The organism is Micromonospora sp. NPDC048887, from assembly GCF_040649715.1.
Lineage (GTDB): Bacteria > Actinomycetota > Actinomycetes > Mycobacteriales > Micromonosporaceae > Micromonospora.
On the sequence record NZ_JBEZGA010000004.1, the window covers coordinates 1 to 16513 of the forward strand.

Genomic DNA, 16513 nt, shown 5'->3' on the forward strand with positions numbered 1-16513 from the left:
ACGACATCTACGTCGCCCTGTCCACCGGCACCACATTCAGCCCCTCCACCAAATGGCACGACTACTTCGGCCTCACCGGCGAAACCACACTCTGAAGCCGTCCAACCGCTGACGACGCCGGGCCCGGCTCGGGGCCTTCCGCTGACCGGCCGGGACCGCCGGTCGCCGCGTACCCGGCCCGTGATCGTCCGATCCGGGCCGGGCGCGGCCTATCGCTTGACCAGGCCGCGCAGCGCCGCGAGCACCGACCGGTGGCTGACCTCGGCGTAGATCTTCTTGTCCGGGCCGTACAGGACCACATACGGACACTGCTGGTCGTCACCACCCATGGCCTTGTCCAGCAGCCGCCGGCCGGTCGCCACCTCGTACACCCGCAGGCGGTAGGTCGCCTTCAGCAGCGTCAGCGTGTCCGGCTTCGGGTCGTCGTAGCGGCACTTGCGGATCGTCGCGCCGATGCTCGTGCGGTCCAGGCAGGCGACCATCTGCACGGTCTTCGGGTCCTCCGACGCCCAGGTCCGTTCCACCCGCTTCGACAGGCCCTCGTCGTAGTAGTAGACCCGGTCGTGCCGGCGGTCCGTGCCCAGGTCGGTGCCGACGAGCAGCGCCACCGGATGCGGCGCGGCGCCGGTGCGCTTCGGCGACTGCGGGTAGTAGAGGACGCCGTCGCACACGTTGTTCAGGTCGGAAATCTGCCCGGCCGGGTAGTCGCTGGGCTGCGGTCCCCGCGCCGGTGGCTCGGCGTCCTCGGTCGCCCCGGGCGTGGGGGTCGCGCCGCCGGGTGACCGCCACGGGTCCGCGAACGGCTCGGCCGGCTCGCGTTCGGCCGACTGACGCCCGGTGGACCGCAGCAGGAGGACCCCGCCGACCAGGCCCGAGCAGAGCACGAGAAGCAGGACGCTCAGCGCCGAGACGGCGACGACCAGCCCGCGGTTGCGGCCGCCGGGAGCCGACGGCCCCGGCGGGTACGCCCCGAACGGCGCCGCCTGCCCGAACGGCGCCGTCGGCACGGCCGGTCCGAACGATGCTGCCGGTGTGGCCGGCCCGAACGGCGCTGTCGGCGTGCCTGGTCCGGACGGCCGCCGTGGGCGGCGGCGCGCCCGCGACCGGCGGCGGTCCGGCGGTGGGACCGCCGTCCGGCGGCGTCCACGCAGGCTCCTCGCCCGGCTGCCCGTCTGTCGTCGAATCCCGGTCGGCCCCCGTGCCGGATATGCGCATTCCCCCGTCGAACCCGTGCGGATCGCGCAACTTATCAGGATCGGCGCGCCGGAGATGCCCGTGCTAGGTGGTTGCGCTACCTAGATAGCGGCGCTACCGTCATCGTCCGTGAACGTCGCATCGGGACACTGCGGAGCGGGATGAACCAGGAACGGCGGGCGCAGTGGCTGCGCGGCGTGCTCGACCTCTGCGTGCTCGCGCTGCTGAGCCGGGGCGAGTCCTACGGCTACGAACTGTCCCAGGCGTTGCGGGCCCACGGGCTGGGCGCCGTGCAGGGCGGCACCCTCTACCCGGTGCTGCTGCGGTTGCAGCGCTCCGGCCTGCTCACCGCGCACTGGCGGGAGGGCGGGACCGGCCCTGCGAGGAAGTACTACCGGATCAGCCCGGCCGGCAGCGCGGTCCTGCGCGAGGCCGTGACCGACTGGAGCGCCTTCGCGTCGAGCGTGGGCGGGATACTGAGGGAGGAGCCGAAGCGGTGAACCACAACCTCTGGCTCGCCGCCCTGACTGGCGAGCTGCGCCGGCACGGGGTGGGGCCCGATCTGACCGGCCACGTCGTCGCCGAGGCGGCCACCCATCTGCTCGACAGCGGGGAGTCGCCGCTGCGGGTCTTCGGCGCGCCGGAGACGTACGCCCGGGCGGTCGTCGACAGTCTCGGCGGTCCCGACGTGCGGCCGCCGCGCCGCCGGCCCGGACCGGTGCGGCTCGCCGCCCGGGGCATCACCAAGCGCTACCGGGGACGGACCGTCCTGGACCGGGTGGACCTCACCGTCGGGGCGGGCCAGATCGCGGCGGTGGTCGGTGCCAACGGCGCCGGCAAGAGCACCTTCCTGCGGATCTGCGCCGGCCTGTTGAGCCCGGACGAGGGCACCGTCGAGGTGCACGGCTCGCTCGGCTACTGCCCGCAGGACGGCGGCACCGCCGAGTTCCTCAGCTCCGACGAGCACTTCGTGCTGATCGGCGCCGGCCGAGGGCTGGGCCGCACGGCCGCCCGGCGGGCAGGTCGCGCGGAGGCGGCCGGGCTGGAGTGGACGCCGCCGCGACGCACCCAGGCGCGGCACCTCTCCGGCGGCACGCGGCAGAAGCTCAACCTGGTGCTGGCCCGGCTCGGCGAGCCGGAGGTGCTGCTGCTCGACGAGCCCTACCAGGGCTTCGACAGGGGGACGTACCTCGACTTCTGGCACGAGGTGTGGCGCTGGCGCGACGCGGGCAAGGCCGTCGTGGTCGTCACCCACCTGCTCAACCAGCTCGACCGGGTCGACATCGTCCTCGACCTGACCGGAGGGCGGGACGCGTGAGCCGGACTCTCGTGGTGGCTGAGGCCGCCCTGCGCGAGCTGCTGCGCCGCCGTACCGTGCTGGTCATCCTGCTGCTGATGCCGCTGGCCTTCTACCTGAGCCGCCGCGGCGACTTTCTCGGGCAGTCGATCCGCTTCGTCTGTCTCGGCCTGGCCTGGGCGCTCAGCACCGCCGCGCTGTTCGCGGGCAGCGCGGCGCGCGGCATCGAACCGCGCCTGCGGCTGTCCGGCTACGGCAGCCGGCACCTGGTGCTCGGCCGGCTGCTCGCCCTCTGGACGGTCGGCGTGCTGCTCTCCACCCCGTACTTCCTGCTCGTCCTGGCCGACCAGCGCGACGTCCGGTACGGTGCGATCGCCCTGATCATGGCGCTGACCGTGTTCGTGTCGGTGCCGTTCGGCCTGCTGCTGAGCGCCGTGCTGCCGCGCGAGCTGGAGGGCACGCTGGTGCTGCTGACAGTGGTCGGTCTGCAGATGGTGATGAACCCCGAGGGCAGCGCCACCCGGGCGTTGCCGTTCTGGTTCAGCCGGGAGATCGCCACGTACGCAGTGGACCACACCGACGGCGGCTACCTCACCCGCGGCCTCATCCACGGGCTGGCCTTCGGTGTCGCGCTCACGCTGCTGGTCGTGGTGGCCGCCGCGGTGCGGTTGCGGCAGCGCCGGCATCTGCGCCTGGCCACCTGACCGGTGGGGGCGGCGGACCGGACCGGGCCGCCCGGCGTGGCAGGATCGGTGAGTGCAGATCGGGTTGCTCGGGCCGTTCCAGGTCACCGTGGACGGCTGCGTCCCGGCCGACGTGCCGGGCGCACGGCTGCGCGCGCTGCTCGCCGCCCTCGCGCTCCATCCCGGCCGGGTGGTCCCGAAGCCGGCGCTGGTCGACTGGATCTGGGGCGAGCAGCCGCCCGCCGACGCCGCGAACGCGCTGCAACGGCTGGTGTCGCGGCTACGCAAGGCGCTTGCGGCGGGCGCCGTCGACGGGCTGCCGGACGGTTACCGCCTCGTCGTCGAGCCCGACGCGGTCGACGCCGTGCGATTCGAACGCCTCGTCCGCCGGGCCCGCGACGGCGACGGGCCACAGCGGGTACGGCTGCTGCGTGAGGCGCTGGGCCTGTGGCGTGGCGACGCGCTGCGCGACGTCGGGCTGCCCGGCAGCCCGGCGCTCGACGCGGCGGCCACCCGGCTGGAACGGCTGCGCCTGGCCGCCACCGAGGACCGGTACGACGCGGAGATCGGACTCGGCCGGGAGGCGGACCTGATCCCCGAGCTGGCCGACCTGGTGGCCGCCCATCCGGTACGCGAGCGGCTCGCCATGGCGCTGATGCGCGCGCTGGTCGCGGCCGGCCGGGACACCGAGGCGCTGCTGGTCTACCGGCGCACCGCCGACGCGCTCGCCGACGCGCTGGGCGCCGACCCGTCGCCGGAGCTGTCGGCGCTGCACGTCGCCCTGCTGCGCGGCGAGACGGTACGCCGGGAGGACACCCGCCGCACCAACCTGCGCGCCGAGCTGACCAGCTTCGTCGGCCGGGACGCCGACCTCGCCGCGGTCGGTGCGCTGGTCACCGAGCACCGGCTCACCACGCTCACCGGTCCGGGCGGCTCCGGGAAGACCCGGCTGGCCACCGAGACCGGGCGCCGGCTGACGGGCGACCTGCCGGACGGGGTGTGGCTTGTGGAGTTCGCCGCCGTCAGCGCCGACGGGGACGTCGTGCAGGCGGCGATCTCCGGGCTCGGCCTGCGGGACGCGCTGCTCGGCGACGCGGCGAGCGCGGAACCGGTCCACCGGCTCGTCGCGGCGATCCGGGACCGGGACATGCTGCTGATCCTGGACAACTGCGAACACGTCGTCGAGCAGGCGGCGGCGCTGGCCCACCGGCTGCTCGGCGAGTGCCGCCGGCTGCGGATCCTGGCCACCAGCCGGGAACCGCTCGGCATCACCGGCGAGGCGTTGTGGCCGGTCGTGCCGCTGGGCCTGCCAGGCGGCGACGCCCCGATCGCCGAGGTCGAGTCGTCGCCCGCCGTACGTCTGCTGCGGGACCGAGCCGCCGCCGTCCGCCGCGACCTGGCGTTCGACGAACACACGTCGGCGACGATGGCGCGGATCTGCCGCGCGCTCGACGGCATGCCGCTGGCAATCGAGCTGGCCGCGGCACGGCTGCGCGGCATGTCCGTCGACCAGCTCGCCACCCGGCTCGACGACCGGTTCCGGCTGCTCACCGGCGGCAGCCGGACCGCGCTGCCCCGGCACCGGACGCTGCGCGCGATGGTCGACTGGAGCTGGGAGCTGCTCAGCGACGCCGAACGCGCGGTCCTGCGCCGGCTGGCGGTGTTCTCCGGCGGGGCGAGCCCGGACGCGGCCGAGCGGGTCTGCGCCGGTGGCGCCGTCGCGCCGGGCGACGTGCTCGACCTGCTCACCGCGCTGACCGAGAAGTCGCTGCTGGTCGCCGCCGCCGGCGACGTCGCGCCGCGTTACCGCATGCTCGGCACGATCAAGGAGTACGCCGCGCAGCGGCTCGCCGAGGCGGGGGAGGCGGATGCCGTGCGCCGCGCGCACCTGGCGTACTTCACCGAACTGGCCGAGACCGCCGAACCGCGGCTGCGCCGCGCCGACCAGCTCACCTGGCTCGCCCGGCTCGACGCCGAGCACGACAACATCACCGCCGCGATGCGCGGCGCGCTGTCGGCCGGTGAGGGGCCCGAGGCGATGCGGCTCTCGGCCGGCGCCGGCTGGTACTGGTGGCTCGGCGGCCACCGCACCGAGGGCATGGAACTGATCGCCGCGGCCACCGAGGCGCCGGGTGAGGTGCCCGACGACGTCCGCGCCGTGGTGTACGGACTCGTGGTGTTGTTCCTCAGTTCCGGGCCGGGCGACGCGCAGCACGCGGCCGAGTGGATCCACAAGGCCTACCGGTTGAGCGGGGAGGGCCGGCGCGGTCACCCGGAGCTGGCGCTGGTCGTGCCGATGGAGCGCATGCTGCGGGAGCCGGACGCGCTGCTGCCCGCCTGGGAGTCGCTGCTCGACCACGATGATCCGTGGGTACGCGCGCTGGCCCGGCTGCACCTGGGCAAGCTGCGGGTCATCCTCGGCATCGAGGCGGCGCAGGCGGAGGCGTGCCTGCGGCAGGCGCTCGCCGAGTTCCGGGCGGTCGGCGAACGCTTCGGGATCTCGTTCGCGCTCAGCGAGCTGGCCGAGCTGATCGCCGTACGCGGTGACGTCGCCGCCGCCTGCGACCACTACGAGCAGGCAGTCGCGGCGGTCACCGAGGTCGGCGCCGTCGAGGACGTGATCCGGATGCGGGCGCGGCTGGCCTGGCTGTACCGGCTGGGCGGCGACGAGGCGGCGAGCGCCGACGCCGTGGCCGAGGCGCGACGGCTGGCTGCGGGGGTCGCCTGGCCGGGCGCGCTGGCCGAACTGGCGCTGGCCGAGGCGTACCTGGCCCGCCACGACGGTGACGCGGACGAGGCGTACGCGCGACTGCGGGCCGTGTCGGCGCTGCTCGGCGACGAGGCGGAGCTGGCGAGCGTCCGGGCGGGCACCCAGGATCTGCTGGGCTACCTGGCCGAGGACGTCGAGCAGTCGCGTACCCATCGGGCGGCGGCGTGCCGGGCGGCGCGCGAGGGTGGCTACGCGCCGCTGACCGCGCAGGTGCTCGTCGGTGTCGCGGACCTGGCGTTGCGGCTGGACCGGCCGGGCCAGGCGGCGCGGCTGCTCGGCGCCGCCACCGAGGTACGCGGGCAGCCCGACCGCGCCCACCCCGACGTGCCCCGGATCGAGGCGGCGGCGCGCGACCGCCTCGGCGACGTGGGGTTCGCCGAGGCGGTCGCACAGGGCCGGGAGACCGGCTGGGAGCGGCTGGCCGGGGTCACGCTCGCTTCGTGAACGTGGACCGCGCCCACAGGTAGCCGACCACCGCGATGCCGGCGCACCAGGCGAGCGCGGGGATCACGTCGCCGGCCGACGGCGCGCCATCGAGCAGGCCGCGCAGCGTCTCGATGATCGGCGTGAACGGCTGGTACTCGGCGATCTGCCGCAGACCCGGCCCCATCTTGTCGGCGGGCACGATCGCGCTGCTGAAGAACGGCAGCAGGACCAGCGGCACGGAGGCCATGCCCGCCGACTCCGGCGACCTGGCGAACAGGCCCAGCGCGACGGTGAACCAGCTGACCGCGACGCTGAGCAGCACCACCACGCCGGCCACGCCGAGCCAGTGCGGCGGTCCGGCGGCCGGGCGGAAGCCGAGCAGGAACGCCACCCCGACCAGGGCCGCGACCGCGAGGACGTTCGTCAGCACGGTGGCGACGACGTGGCCGGTCAGCACCGCGCCCCGGGAGACGTGCATGACCTTGAACCGGTTGATGATGCCCTTTGTCATGTCGGAGTTCACCGACGTCGCGGTGCCGCCCAGGCCGTAGCAGACCGCCATCAGCATCAGGCCCGGCGTCGCGTAGTCGACGTAGTCGACGCCGACGGAGAACGCGTCGCCGAGCATGTACACGAACATCAGCATCACGATGATCGGCATCAGCACCGCGTTGAACACCGAGGTCGGGTTGCGGCGCAGGTGCGTCAGGTTGCGGCGCAGCATGACGACCGAGTGGTTCCTGCTCATTTGGCCGCCACCTCCGGGGTGCGGCCGGTCAGGGCCAGGAAGACGTCGGCGAGGTCGGGGGTCTGCACGGACAGGTCGTCGGCGCTGATCGCGTGCGCGTCGAGCCGGTCGAGCAGGGCGCGCAGCGCCGTGGTCCCGCCGTCGGTGGGCACGCGCAGCGCCAGCGCCTCCTCGTCGCGTACCGCCTCGGGCAGCACCAGCGCCGCCGCGTCGAGTTCGGCGACGCTGCCGAACCGCAACCGCACGTGCGTGCCGGGGATCCGGCGCTTCAGCTCCTCCGGCGTGCCCTGGGCGACCAGCCGGCCCTGGTCGAGCACCGCGATCCGGTCGGCGAGGCGGTCGGCCTCGTCCAGGTACTGGGTGGTGAGGAAGACCGTCACGCCACCTGCGACCAGCTCCCTGATGATCGACCACATGGTGCGGCGGCTGCGTGGGTCCAGCCCCGTCGTCGGCTCGTCCAGGAAGATGATCCGCGGCTCGCCGACCAGCGTCATCGCCAGGTCCAGCTTGCGGCGCATGCCCCCGGAGTACGTCGACACCAGCTTCCCGGCGGCCTCGACCAGGTCGAACCGTTCCAGCAACTCGGCGACGACCCGTTTGCCGGTCACCCGGTTGCGCGGGCCGAGGTCGACCATCAGTTGCAGGTTCTCCCGACCGGTGAGCAGTTCGTCCACCGCCGCGAACTGCCCGGTGACCCCGATCGCCGCGCGGACCGCCCTGGCCTCGGTGACCACGTCGTGCCCGGCGACCCGCACCGACCCGGCGTCGGCGCGGATCAGGGTGGTCAGGATGTTGACGGCGGTCGTCTTGCCGGCCCCGTTCGGGCCGAGCAGGCAGAAGATCGTGCCGGCCGGGACGTCCAGGTCGACGCCGTCGAGCACCACCTTGTCCTTGTACGCCTTACGCAGCCCGGAGACCGCTATCGCTGAACTCGTCATGCGACCACCATGGGCGGCCGTACCGCCACCGCCCTGACACGGCGCTGACACGGCCGCTGTCAGCTTGTCGGTGGGGCGGCGTACGGTCCCGCCGTGGATCGGGAGACGTTCTGGGAGATCGTGGAGCGGGCACGTCGCGCCGCAGGGCGTGAGACGGCTACCGCCGAGGGGGCCGACGCGGTGGCCCGGCACCTGGTCGCGGAGCTGTCGGTGCTGAGCCCGGCGGCAATTGTGAGCTTCGAGCAGGCGTACGACAACGTGAATTCGGAGGGGTGGCGCTGGGACCTGTGGGCGGCCGCCTACCTGATGCGCGGCGGCTGCTCGGACGACGGTTTCGACTACTTCCGCGGCTGGCTGGTCGCGCAGGGGCGGGCGGTCTGGGAGCGGGCTGTCGCCGATCCCGACTCACTCGCCGGGGCCGGCGTCGACCCGGACGACGACGCGGTCGAGTGTGAGGCGGTGCTGAGCGTGGCGCGCTACGCCTACGCCCAGGCGACCGGCGCCGGCACCGACGCGTTCTGGGAGGCGCTCGACGCCGCCGACCGGGCTGCTCCCGGCCCGTCACCGGCCGACCCGGCCGGGGAGGACTTCGACTTCGACGACGACGAGCAGATGCGCGCCCGCCTGCCGCGCCTGACCGCGATCTACCGGCCGGTGGAATGAGGTCCACGACCCGCCGCCGACCCGATCCGGCTTAACCGCTGGTCCGTCGCGGGCCGGGTGGGCGAGCATGGTCGGCATGGCCGGATCGACGGGTGCGAGGCTGCCGCTGCAGGGCGGGCTGCCACCCGGCGCGGCGCTGACCGGCGCGGTGCTGGAGATCGCCTGCGACGAGTCCGGTTTCTCCGGCACCAACCTGCTCGACCCGGCCACCCCGGTGATCGTCCACGCCGGCGTCGACCTGAGCCGCGACGAGGCGGCCGAGCTGATCAGTGGGCTGCGGTCCGGGTTCCGGTTCTCGCCCGACGAGGTCAAGTCGCGGCAGTTCCTGCGCCGCCGCGAAGCCGCCGAGGCGGTGCGGTGGTTCCTGTCGGCGCTGCGCGGCCGGGCGTACGTGCACCTGGTCGACAAGGAGTTCTTCCTCGCCACCCGGGTCGTCGACCTGCTGCTGGCCGAGCCGTCGTACACGGCGGGCACCCGCCTCACCGGTGACCGGCGTCCGGCCGCTGCGGCGCTGCACCGGGCCGGGCGGGCGGCCGGGCCCGGCTGGGCGGCCTTCCTCGCCGCCGTCGTCGAGATGCTGCGCACCAAGCGGCGGGACCGCGCGGACGACCGGAGCGTCGAGCGGTTCTTCGCCGCCCGGGACGCGCTGCGGCGCCACGTCGGCGACGCGCAGGCCGGCGCGGTCCTCGACGCGCTCGACCCGGCCCGGGTAGCCGCCGTGCGGGCCCGGTTGTACGCGGGCGACCGGACGATCCCGCCGCCGCTGGAGCCGCTGCTGCCGGCGCTGGCCGAGACCGTCCTGCACTGGAGCGTCGGCCGGCGGCGGGTGCTGGTGATCCACGACGAGCAGAGCGCGCTCACCGAGGACCGGCTGCGCCGCCTCCAGGCGGCGCTGGCCGCCGGCGATCCGGCCCACCCGTCACCGCTGGCCGGGCTGGTGATGACCGACTCGCGCGACGACCCGCGCGTCCAGGCCGCCGACCTGCTCGCCGGGGTGGCCCGCCGGATGCCCGGCACCCCCGGCGACGGGCCGCTGCGCCCGCTGCTGTCCCCGCCCGCCGGGCCCGACCCGAACGCCGTCGGCGTGACGAGAGAACAGGAGCCCGCGTGATCCTCGACGGCGTGACGCCGCGCCCCGGACTGCACTGCGAGACCACCACGCTCGGCGTGCTGACCCGGCACGCGGGCCTGGACCTGTCCGAGCCGATGCTGTTCGGCCTCGGCGAAGGGCTCGGCTTCGTCTACTGGGACGCCAGGAGCATGGACGTGCCGTTCCTCGGCGGGCGTACCAAGCCGCTGTGCGTGACCCGGGCCGCCGCCGACCGCCTCGGTCTGGACCTGCGGGTACGGGAGACGACGTCCGCGGCCAGGGCGTGGCGCGACGTCACCGAGGCGCTGGACGCCGGGCAGCCGGTCGGCCTGCAACTGGACTCGTACCACCTCGACTACTTCACCACCCGGGTCCACTTCGGCGGGCACACCGTCGCCATGTACGGCTACGACGACACCCACGCCCACCTGGTCGACACCGCGCAGCAGGGCGGCGCGGTGACCACCACGCTGGACAGCCTCGCCCGGGCGCGCGCCGCGCGTGGACCGATGACCGCGCGCCACCTGTCGTACACGCTCACCGCGCCCGGCGGCCCGCCGGACCTGGCCGCCGCCGTCCGCGCGGCGGTACGCGCCAACGCCGGGGCGTTCCTCGATCCGCCGATCGCCAACCTCGGCCACCGGGGGATCGCCACCGCCGCCGCCCGGGTGACCCGCTGGCTGGACCGCGCCGCCGACCCGGCACGCGACCTGCCGCTGGCCGCGACGCTGATGGAACGCGGCGGCACCGGCGGTTCGTTGTTCCGCGCCCTGTACCGGGACTTCCTCGCCGAGGCCGCCACCGTCACCGGCGACACCCGCCTGCGGCGGGCACAGCTGATGTACGCCGACATCGCGCCGCTGTGGGCCGCCGTCGCCGACCACATCGCCACCGCCGGGCGCACCGGCGACGCCGTCCACCTGACCCGCGCGTCGGCGGTCCTCGCCGACCTGGCCGTCCGCGAGCGCGAGGCGATGACGGTGCTGGCCGCGCTCGACGCCGGGTAGGCGTCAGCTCATGTCGAGCGTGTACGCGGCCTCCCGCACGTCGGCGTCCGGGTGACGGCGCAACCCGGTCAGTAGGTCCCGCCACGGCGTCTTCCAGCCGAACTCCGAGCCGTGCCCGACGAGCGCCACCGCGAACAGTCCGCCGGCCAGGTCGCCGCGCCCGGCGAGGTGGACGACGGTGTCGGCCAGGACCGCCGGTTCCAGCCGCTGCCGCAGGTCGAGCAGGCGCGCGCCCACGCGCTCGGCGGTGCGCACCGCGACCAGCGGGCGGCCCGCGCAGAGCGCGGCGACCTCGTCCAGGCCGTCGAGGCGGCCGAGGCCGACGAGTAGCCCGGTGGCCGTACCCAGGAAGGAGTCCTGGCCGGCGAGCCACCGCGCCGCCTCGACCAGCCCGGCCCGGTCGGCGCCGGCGGGTCGGCTGGCGGACCACAGGGCCGCGCCCTCCGCGAGCGACTCGACGCGCCGCCGGGCCGGCCGGTCGGTCACCGGGCCGCCCGGGTCGTCGTCGGCCGCGTCCCGCTCCACCAGGCGGGTCAGCGCGGCCCGGAACGCCGCGTCGCCGCCGGCCCGTAGCAGGTTCGCCACCCCGATGCTCGGCGTCGTCTCGTCCGGGTCGGTGAGTCGATCCACGACCAGGTCGGTGACGCCGGTCAGCCACGGCCACCACCCGCCGAGCACGCCGAACGCGGCGCTGCGGACCTCCCGGTCGTCGGCCCGGCACGCCGCCGCGATCAGGTCGGCGTAGGCGCGGCGGTGGCGCTCCGAGATGCCGGACGGGAACGCGCCGAGCACCGCCCGCCGCTCCTCGCGGCTGGCGTGCACCGCCGTGCGCAGCACGGTCCAGCTCGCCTCGGGCCCGAGCCGCTGCCGCGCGGCGGAGACGATCGCGACGCGCACGTCGCGGTGCGCCTCCGGATCGGCGTACGTCTCGGCGAGCGTCGCCAGCACGTCCACCGGCGCGTAGCGGGCCAGGAGCCGGGCGGCCTCCTTGCGGCTGGTGACCTTCGCGGCGCCGGTCAGCACCCCGCCCAGCAGCTCGGCCAGGCGAGCCGGCGGGACGTACCGGGCGGCCCGTCCGGCCGCGTACAGCGCGACGCGTGCCCGGTCGCCGTCGGCGTACCGCAGCAGCACCGGGAACGCATCGTCCGGCCGGTCGGTCCGGACCAGCGCGCCGAGCGCCGCCTCGGCGATCGGCACCTCGGACGCGTCGAGGTGGCGCAGCACCAGCTCGCGTCCGGCCGGACCGGCCCCGGCGGCGGCCCGGATCGCCGCCGCCCGCCGCCAGACCCGTTGCCCGGAGTCGGCGACGACGCGGGCCTGAAGCGCCACGAAGCGCTCCTGCTGGCGGGGGAGCCAGCGCTGGGCGTACGGCGCGGTGTCGGGCACCCACCGCAGGCCGCGTTCCACGAACCGGCCGCGCGGGGGGCGGTCCAGCACCCGGTCGAGCAGGTCGGTGCGGGACGCGCAGACGATCGTCCACACCTCGTGCAGCGCCACCGCCGACGCGTCCACGGCGAGCACCTCGGCGACGCGCCGCGAGCGGGTACGCGGGTCGGCGAGCCAGAGCCCGGCCGCCGCACGGGCCACCGGGGGCAGGGTGTCCGGCCCGACCGCCCGGCGCAGCAGGTCCTGTAGCTCGGGCAGCCGCCAGGCCCGCCGGCCGAGCGCTTCGGTGAGCGCGAACAGCAGTCCGTACCGGCCGCGCGCCATGCCGTCCTCGATCCGGCCGCGCAGCCGGTCGAACACCACCTGCTCCTGGCCGTGGCGCAGGACCGTGTCGAGCCGGCGCAGCACCGGCACGTTCGCGTCGCTGCTCACCTTGTCGATGGTGAGAAGCGCCCACTCGGCAAGCTCCGGCACGTCCACGTGAAGCGTGAGGACGTCGACGGCGAGCCGGCTCAACGCGGTCGTGGTGGTCGCCGAGGTGTCCCGCGCGTCGACCGCGTCGGTGGTGAGCCCGGTCAGCCCGCCCGCGTTCATCGCGGTGAGCAGCGGCGCCACGGTGGCCAGGGCGGTGAGCGCGGCGGCGCGTACCGGGTCCTGCTCGTTGCGCAGCCGGCCGAGGCGGACCACCACCTGGGCCACCGTCCGCGGGTCACGGGAACGGCGCGCGGCCGCCACCAGCAGCCGCCAGCCGTCCGCCCGTTCGTCCGCGTCGCCCGAGCGCAGCGCCGCGCTCGCCGACGCGGACGCCTGCGGCCACGGCAGGTACGCGCTCCAGAACCGCACCTGCTCCTCCCGCTCGCGGACCGACGGCAGGGCCAGCACCCGGGCCGCCTCGCGTGCCCGCACCGGTGCCGGCAGCGCCTCCATCACCTCGCCGCCGGGCCGCAGTGCCGTGGTGTCGGTGTCCGCCAGCGCGCCGTCGTACAGGTCGGCGCGGCGGCTCGGCGCGACGGCGCGCAGCAACGCGGCGAACGCCCGGTCGTGCTCGCGCAGCCGGGCGGCCAGCGGGATCAGCTCGCCGGTGGGCAGCGCGGCGAGGCGGCCCAGCAGCGCCCGGGGCAGCGCGGTGCCGGCCAGCCAGGCCGCGCGGCCGGGCGAGGTGAGCAGGCGTACGACCCGACGGGCGTCGTGTGCGGCGAGCCGCCCGTACGCGACGAGCGCGCCGGGCAGCGAGTACTCCGGCGCGTATCCGTCGAGCAGGTCCAGCGCCCGGCCGGGATCGCCGCGCAGCACCGCGCCGGCGACCTCGGTCCAGATCCGCCCGCGCGACTCCGGCGGGGCCGCGGCCAGCCGTTCAGCGGTGCGCGCCAGCACGATGTCGCTGTGCCACCGCATCAGCCGTTCCGGGTTCAGCGCGTGTTCCAGGTCGGGCAGCAGCGCCCGTACCGTCTCCGGGCCGCAGGCGGGCAGCAGCGCGGCCGCCTCCTGGTCACCGAGGCGTTCGCGTACCCCGGTGATCAGCGCGTCGGCGACGGCCGGCGCCGGGCGGCGGCGTAGCCCCCGGTAGACCCGGCGCCGCGCGTTCGCCGGCCGGTCGGTCAGGTCGACGGGTGTCACGCCGGCCCGCACTGTCGCGTTGAGCGCGGTGGCGCCGATCGAGGGCTCCGGGTCGTGCATCGCGGCCAGGACAGCCTCGGTGTCCTGGGTGGCCAGCGCGGCGAGCAGCGCGAGACGCCGCTCGTAGGGGCCCTGCCGGCGCAGGTCGGCGCAGACCTGCGCACGGTCGGGCGCGGTGCGTGCCCACGCCACGAGGCGTCGCGTCCGGTCGCGGTGGGACAGCGGATCGAGTGACGTCAGCAGAGCGCGGGTGGCCTTGAGCACGGCGCCCATTGTGCCGGTGGGCGGGTGCGCGCGGGTGCCCCCTCACACCATTCCGCAATTCCTATGGAAATTGTAGATTTTCAGCGTTCTCCCAGGTGGCCGGGATTGACATCAAAAGGACCGTCGGGGATATTCCTAGCGGCGCGTCGGGGCGCGGGGCGAGCAGGCGGAGTCTGCGGATTTCACCTGCGTGACGTGCGCAAAGTTGTCGTGCTGCCCCTGCCCTGCCGGGGTCCGGATGAGGTTGGACAATGATTAAACGGGCCGTCGAATTCGCCAAGCACAATTCGCCGAATTCCATGCGCGTCGCGGCCCGGCGGGCACAGATGGAAGCGCGCAACGCCCGCATGCGACTCACCGTGCCGGTGGTGGAACGCAGCGAATTCGCCAACATCTTCCACTGCACCGTCCGCAAGACCGGCAGCCAGTGGATCAAGGCGTTGTTCAGCGACCCGGCCGTCTACCGCCACTGCGGGCTGCTGCCGTACGACCCGCGCTTCTACGCCGGCGGGGCCACCGCGCCGGTGCCGGCCGGCCGCGTCGGCCTGGCCATCTTCCTCTCCCACAAGCGGTTCGAGGCGGTGCCCAAGGCCGGCGGCTACCGCGCGTTCTTCGTGATCCGCGATCCCCGCGACGTGGTCGTGTCCAGCTACTTCTCGCTGCGCAACTCGCACGCCCCGATGGGCGACATCCCGCAGGCGCGCAAGGCCCTCCAGGACCTGCCGAAGAAGGAGGGCATGCTCTACGTCATCGACCGGCTGCGCGACAAGAAGCAGTTCGGGCAGATGCGGTCCTGGGCGGTCGCGCCGAGCGCCGAGACGTTCCGGCTGTTCCGCTACGAGGATCTGACCGGCGAGCGGCAGGCCGACGAGGTCGACCAGCTCATGCGGCACTGCGGGATCACGCTGCCGCGCCCGGAGCTGGAGGCGCTGCTGGCCCGCTACAGCTTCAGCAAGATGAAGAAGGCCAAGGAGACCCCGGGGCGGATCTCCCACTACCGCAAGGGCGCGTCCGGCGACTGGCGCAACCACTTCGACGACGACATCTACGCCGCGTACACGAAGGCGGCCGGTGACCTCGCGGAGATCCTCGGCTACCCCGCCCGGGACGAGACCCCCGCCCGCTGACCAGCGCCGTATGCTCCTGCCGTGGAGCTGCGGTTCACCACGCGGGCGTCCGACTCGGCCTGGATCGACACCGTGTGGACCTGCGCCAGCGATCGGGTCGACGAGATGACCTCGGTGGCGACCCCGTGCTGGGGGCTCGTGTTCTGGCAGCGTGACGGGCACTCCTACGCGGCCGTCTCCGGCCCCGAGACCGCTACCGGCACCGCGCCGGTGCCCGAGGGCGCCACCTTCGTCGGCATCGAGTTCGCGGTGGGCACCTCGCTACGGACCGTACCCACGCCCGAGCTGGTGGACGGCGGCGCCGAGCTGCCCGACGTGAGCCGCCGGACGTTCCGGCTCGACGGCGGCCGGTGGGCCACGCCCGGCCCGGACGACGCCGAGGCGCTCGTGGCACGGCTGGTCCGCGCCGGTGTGGTGGTCCGCGACCCGCTGGTCACCGAGACGCTGCGCGGCGGCAGTCCACCGGCGTCACCGCGTACCCTCGAACGCCGGTTCCGGGCGGCGACCGGGCTGACCCGGGGCGCGGTGCGGCAGATCGACCGCGCGCGCCGGGCCGCCGTGCTGCTGGCCGCCGGCGGCCCACCCGCCGACGCGGTCACCACCTTCGGGTACGTGGACGAACCGCACCTGGCCCGCGCGCTGCGCCGGTACGTCGGACGGACGGCCGGTGAGCTGCGCGCGGGCGCCGGTGGGGCGATCGCGCTGGACCCGGCTCAGCGGGTCACGTCGTAGATCAGCTTGACGACGCCGTTGGGGTAGGTGGCCGAGTCGCTCAGCCGCAGCGTCTGCCGGTCCCGGTCCGCCTGGCTGAACAGGCCCTTGCCGGCGCCGAGCAGCACCGGGAAGACGAGCAGGTGGTACCTGTCGATCAGGTCCGCCTCGGCGAGACGGCGGGCGAGTTCGGCGCTGCCGTGGATGAAGACGTCGCCGCCGTCGCCCTGCTTGAGCGCGGCCACGTCGGCGGTGCCGCGCAGGATCGTCAGCGGTCCCCAGCCGTCGATCAGCGCGTCCTCGGGCAGGCTTGACGACACCACGTACTTCGGCAGGTCCCGGTAGGCGGCGTGGTCGTCGGAGTCGCGCCAGGTCGGCGCGAACGCCTCGTAGCTGCGTCGCCCGAACATCAGCGCCGTGGTCTGCGCCAGCTCCTCGCCCTTGAGTGAGAACGCCTCCGGCAGGAACTCGATGTCCTTGACGACCCAGCCGCCGCTGCGGTGGTCCTCGCCCGGGCCGCCGCCGGGGGAGTCCACCACGCCGTCGAGCGACATGAATCCGGTGTAGACGAGATCACGCATGGGGCAATGCT

At 74.7% G+C, this 16513-nt stretch carries 14 protein-coding genes; 9 read left to right on the plus strand and 5 right to left on the minus strand.

Annotation, left to right across the window (positions count from 1 at the left end; genetic code table 11):
- Positions 1–209 precede the first annotated feature (209 nt).
- Positions 210–1007: a hypothetical protein gene (locus tag AB0C17_RS07715; protein ID WP_357390461.1), complete on the minus strand. Its 798-nt coding sequence runs from the start codon at positions 1005–1007 to the stop codon at positions 210–212.
- Between the two features lie 348 nt (positions 1008–1355).
- Here AB0C17_RS07715 and AB0C17_RS07720 point away from each other — a divergent pair, with 348 nt between their 5' ends.
- Genes AB0C17_RS07720 through AB0C17_RS07735 form a run of 4 tightly spaced genes read left to right on the plus strand, consistent with a single transcriptional unit; the run spans position 1356 to position 6388 of the window.
- Positions 1356–1694 carry a PadR family transcriptional regulator gene (locus AB0C17_RS07720; protein ID WP_357390463.1) on the plus strand — a complete coding sequence of 113 codons (339 nt, stop codon included), beginning with the start codon at positions 1356–1358 and terminating at the stop codon, positions 1692–1694.
- Positions 1691–2512, plus strand: coding sequence for an ATP-binding cassette domain-containing protein (locus AB0C17_RS07725; protein ID WP_357390465.1), 822 nt, complete (start codon positions 1691–1693; stop codon positions 2510–2512). The genes AB0C17_RS07720 and AB0C17_RS07725 overlap by 4 nt, the downstream gene beginning before the upstream one ends.
- Complete coding sequence (locus AB0C17_RS07730; protein ID WP_357390467.1) at positions 2509–3195, plus strand: hypothetical protein; 687 nt, start codon at positions 2509–2511, stop codon at positions 3193–3195. The genes AB0C17_RS07725 and AB0C17_RS07730 overlap by 4 nt, the downstream gene beginning before the upstream one ends.
- Before the next feature lie 52 nt (positions 3196–3247).
- Entirely contained in the window at positions 3248–6388 is a 3141-nt protein-coding gene (locus AB0C17_RS07735) for a BTAD domain-containing putative transcriptional regulator (protein WP_357390469.1), read from the plus strand.
- Here the strand turns inward: AB0C17_RS07735 and AB0C17_RS07740 are convergent.
- Both AB0C17_RS07740 and AB0C17_RS07745 read right to left on the minus strand, forming a co-directional pair.
- A complete protein-coding gene (locus AB0C17_RS07740; protein WP_357390471.1) occupies positions 6372–7118 on the minus strand; it encodes an ABC transporter permease in 747 nt (248 codons plus the stop codon). The genes AB0C17_RS07735 and AB0C17_RS07740 overlap by 17 nt on opposite strands.
- Complete coding sequence (locus tag AB0C17_RS07745) at positions 7115–8056, minus strand: ATP-binding cassette domain-containing protein (protein ID WP_357390473.1); 942 nt, start codon at positions 8054–8056, stop codon at positions 7115–7117. The genes AB0C17_RS07740 and AB0C17_RS07745 overlap by 4 nt, the downstream gene beginning before the upstream one ends.
- A 93-nt stretch (positions 8057–8149) precedes the next feature.
- On the opposite strand from AB0C17_RS07745, the gene AB0C17_RS07750 reads away from it, so the two are divergent.
- From AB0C17_RS07750 to AB0C17_RS07760, 3 genes are all read left to right on the plus strand, one after another.
- Positions 8150–8719, plus strand: coding sequence for a DUF4240 domain-containing protein (locus AB0C17_RS07750; protein WP_357390475.1), 570 nt, complete (start codon positions 8150–8152; stop codon positions 8717–8719).
- Positions 8720–8795: 76 nt separating this feature from the next.
- The gene (locus tag AB0C17_RS07755) at positions 8796–9830 is read left to right on the plus strand and encodes a DUF3800 domain-containing protein (RefSeq protein WP_357390477.1); all 1035 of its coding nucleotides are present in this window, start codon (positions 8796–8798) and stop codon (positions 9828–9830) included.
- Positions 9827–10816, plus strand: coding sequence for a BtrH N-terminal domain-containing protein (locus AB0C17_RS07760; protein ID WP_357390479.1), 990 nt, complete (start codon positions 9827–9829; stop codon positions 10814–10816). The genes AB0C17_RS07755 and AB0C17_RS07760 overlap by 4 nt, the downstream gene beginning before the upstream one ends.
- Positions 10817–10819: 3 nt before the next feature.
- On the opposite strand, the gene AB0C17_RS07765 is transcribed toward AB0C17_RS07760, so the two are convergent.
- On the minus strand, positions 10820–14092 hold the full coding sequence (locus AB0C17_RS07765) for a hypothetical protein (RefSeq protein ID WP_357390481.1): 3273 nt from the start codon (positions 14090–14092) through the stop codon (positions 10820–10822).
- Positions 14093–14334: 242 nt separating this feature from the next.
- On the opposite strand from AB0C17_RS07765, the gene AB0C17_RS07770 reads away from it, so the two are divergent.
- Both AB0C17_RS07770 and AB0C17_RS07775 read left to right on the plus strand, forming a co-directional pair.
- The gene (locus tag AB0C17_RS07770) at positions 14335–15210 is read left to right on the plus strand and encodes a sulfotransferase domain-containing protein (RefSeq protein ID WP_357477304.1); all 876 of its coding nucleotides are present in this window, start codon (positions 14335–14337) and stop codon (positions 15208–15210) included.
- A 21-nt stretch (positions 15211–15231) separates the two neighbouring features.
- Entirely contained in the window at positions 15232–15942 is a 711-nt protein-coding gene (locus AB0C17_RS07775; RefSeq protein WP_357477306.1) for a helix-turn-helix domain-containing protein, read from the plus strand.
- On the opposite strand, the gene AB0C17_RS07780 is transcribed toward AB0C17_RS07775, so the two are convergent.
- Positions 15924–16502 (minus strand): dihydrofolate reductase family protein, encoded by a 579-nt coding sequence (locus tag AB0C17_RS07780; protein ID WP_357390487.1) that lies wholly within the window; start codon positions 16500–16502, stop codon positions 15924–15926. The genes AB0C17_RS07775 and AB0C17_RS07780 overlap by 19 nt on opposite strands.
- Positions 16503–16513 lie beyond the last annotated feature (11 nt).

Excerpts from the sequence above, each read along its gene's own strand:
- AB0C17_RS07765 (WP_357390481.1), bottom strand. The coding sequence starts at position 14,092 with ATGGGCGCCGTGCTCAAGGCCACCCGCGCTCTGCTGACGTCACTCGAT.
- AB0C17_RS07780 (WP_357390487.1), bottom strand. The coding sequence starts at position 16,502 with ATGCGTGATCTCGTCTACACCGGATTCATGTCGCTCGACGGCGTGGTG.
- AB0C17_RS07770 (WP_357477304.1), top strand. The coding sequence starts at position 14,335 with ATGATTAAACGGGCCGTCGAATTCGCCAAGCACAATTCGCCGAATTCC.
- AB0C17_RS07720 (WP_357390463.1), top strand. The coding sequence starts at position 1,356 with ATGAACCAGGAACGGCGGGCGCAGTGGCTGCGCGGCGTGCTCGACCTC.
- AB0C17_RS07745 (WP_357390473.1), bottom strand. The coding sequence starts at position 8,056 with ATGACGAGTTCAGCGATAGCGGTCTCCGGGCTGCGTAAGGCGTACAAG.
- AB0C17_RS07755 (WP_357390477.1), top strand. The coding sequence starts at position 8,796 with ATGGCCGGATCGACGGGTGCGAGGCTGCCGCTGCAGGGCGGGCTGCCA.
- AB0C17_RS07740 (WP_357390471.1), bottom strand. The coding sequence starts at position 7,118 with ATGAGCAGGAACCACTCGGTCGTCATGCTGCGCCGCAACCTGACGCAC.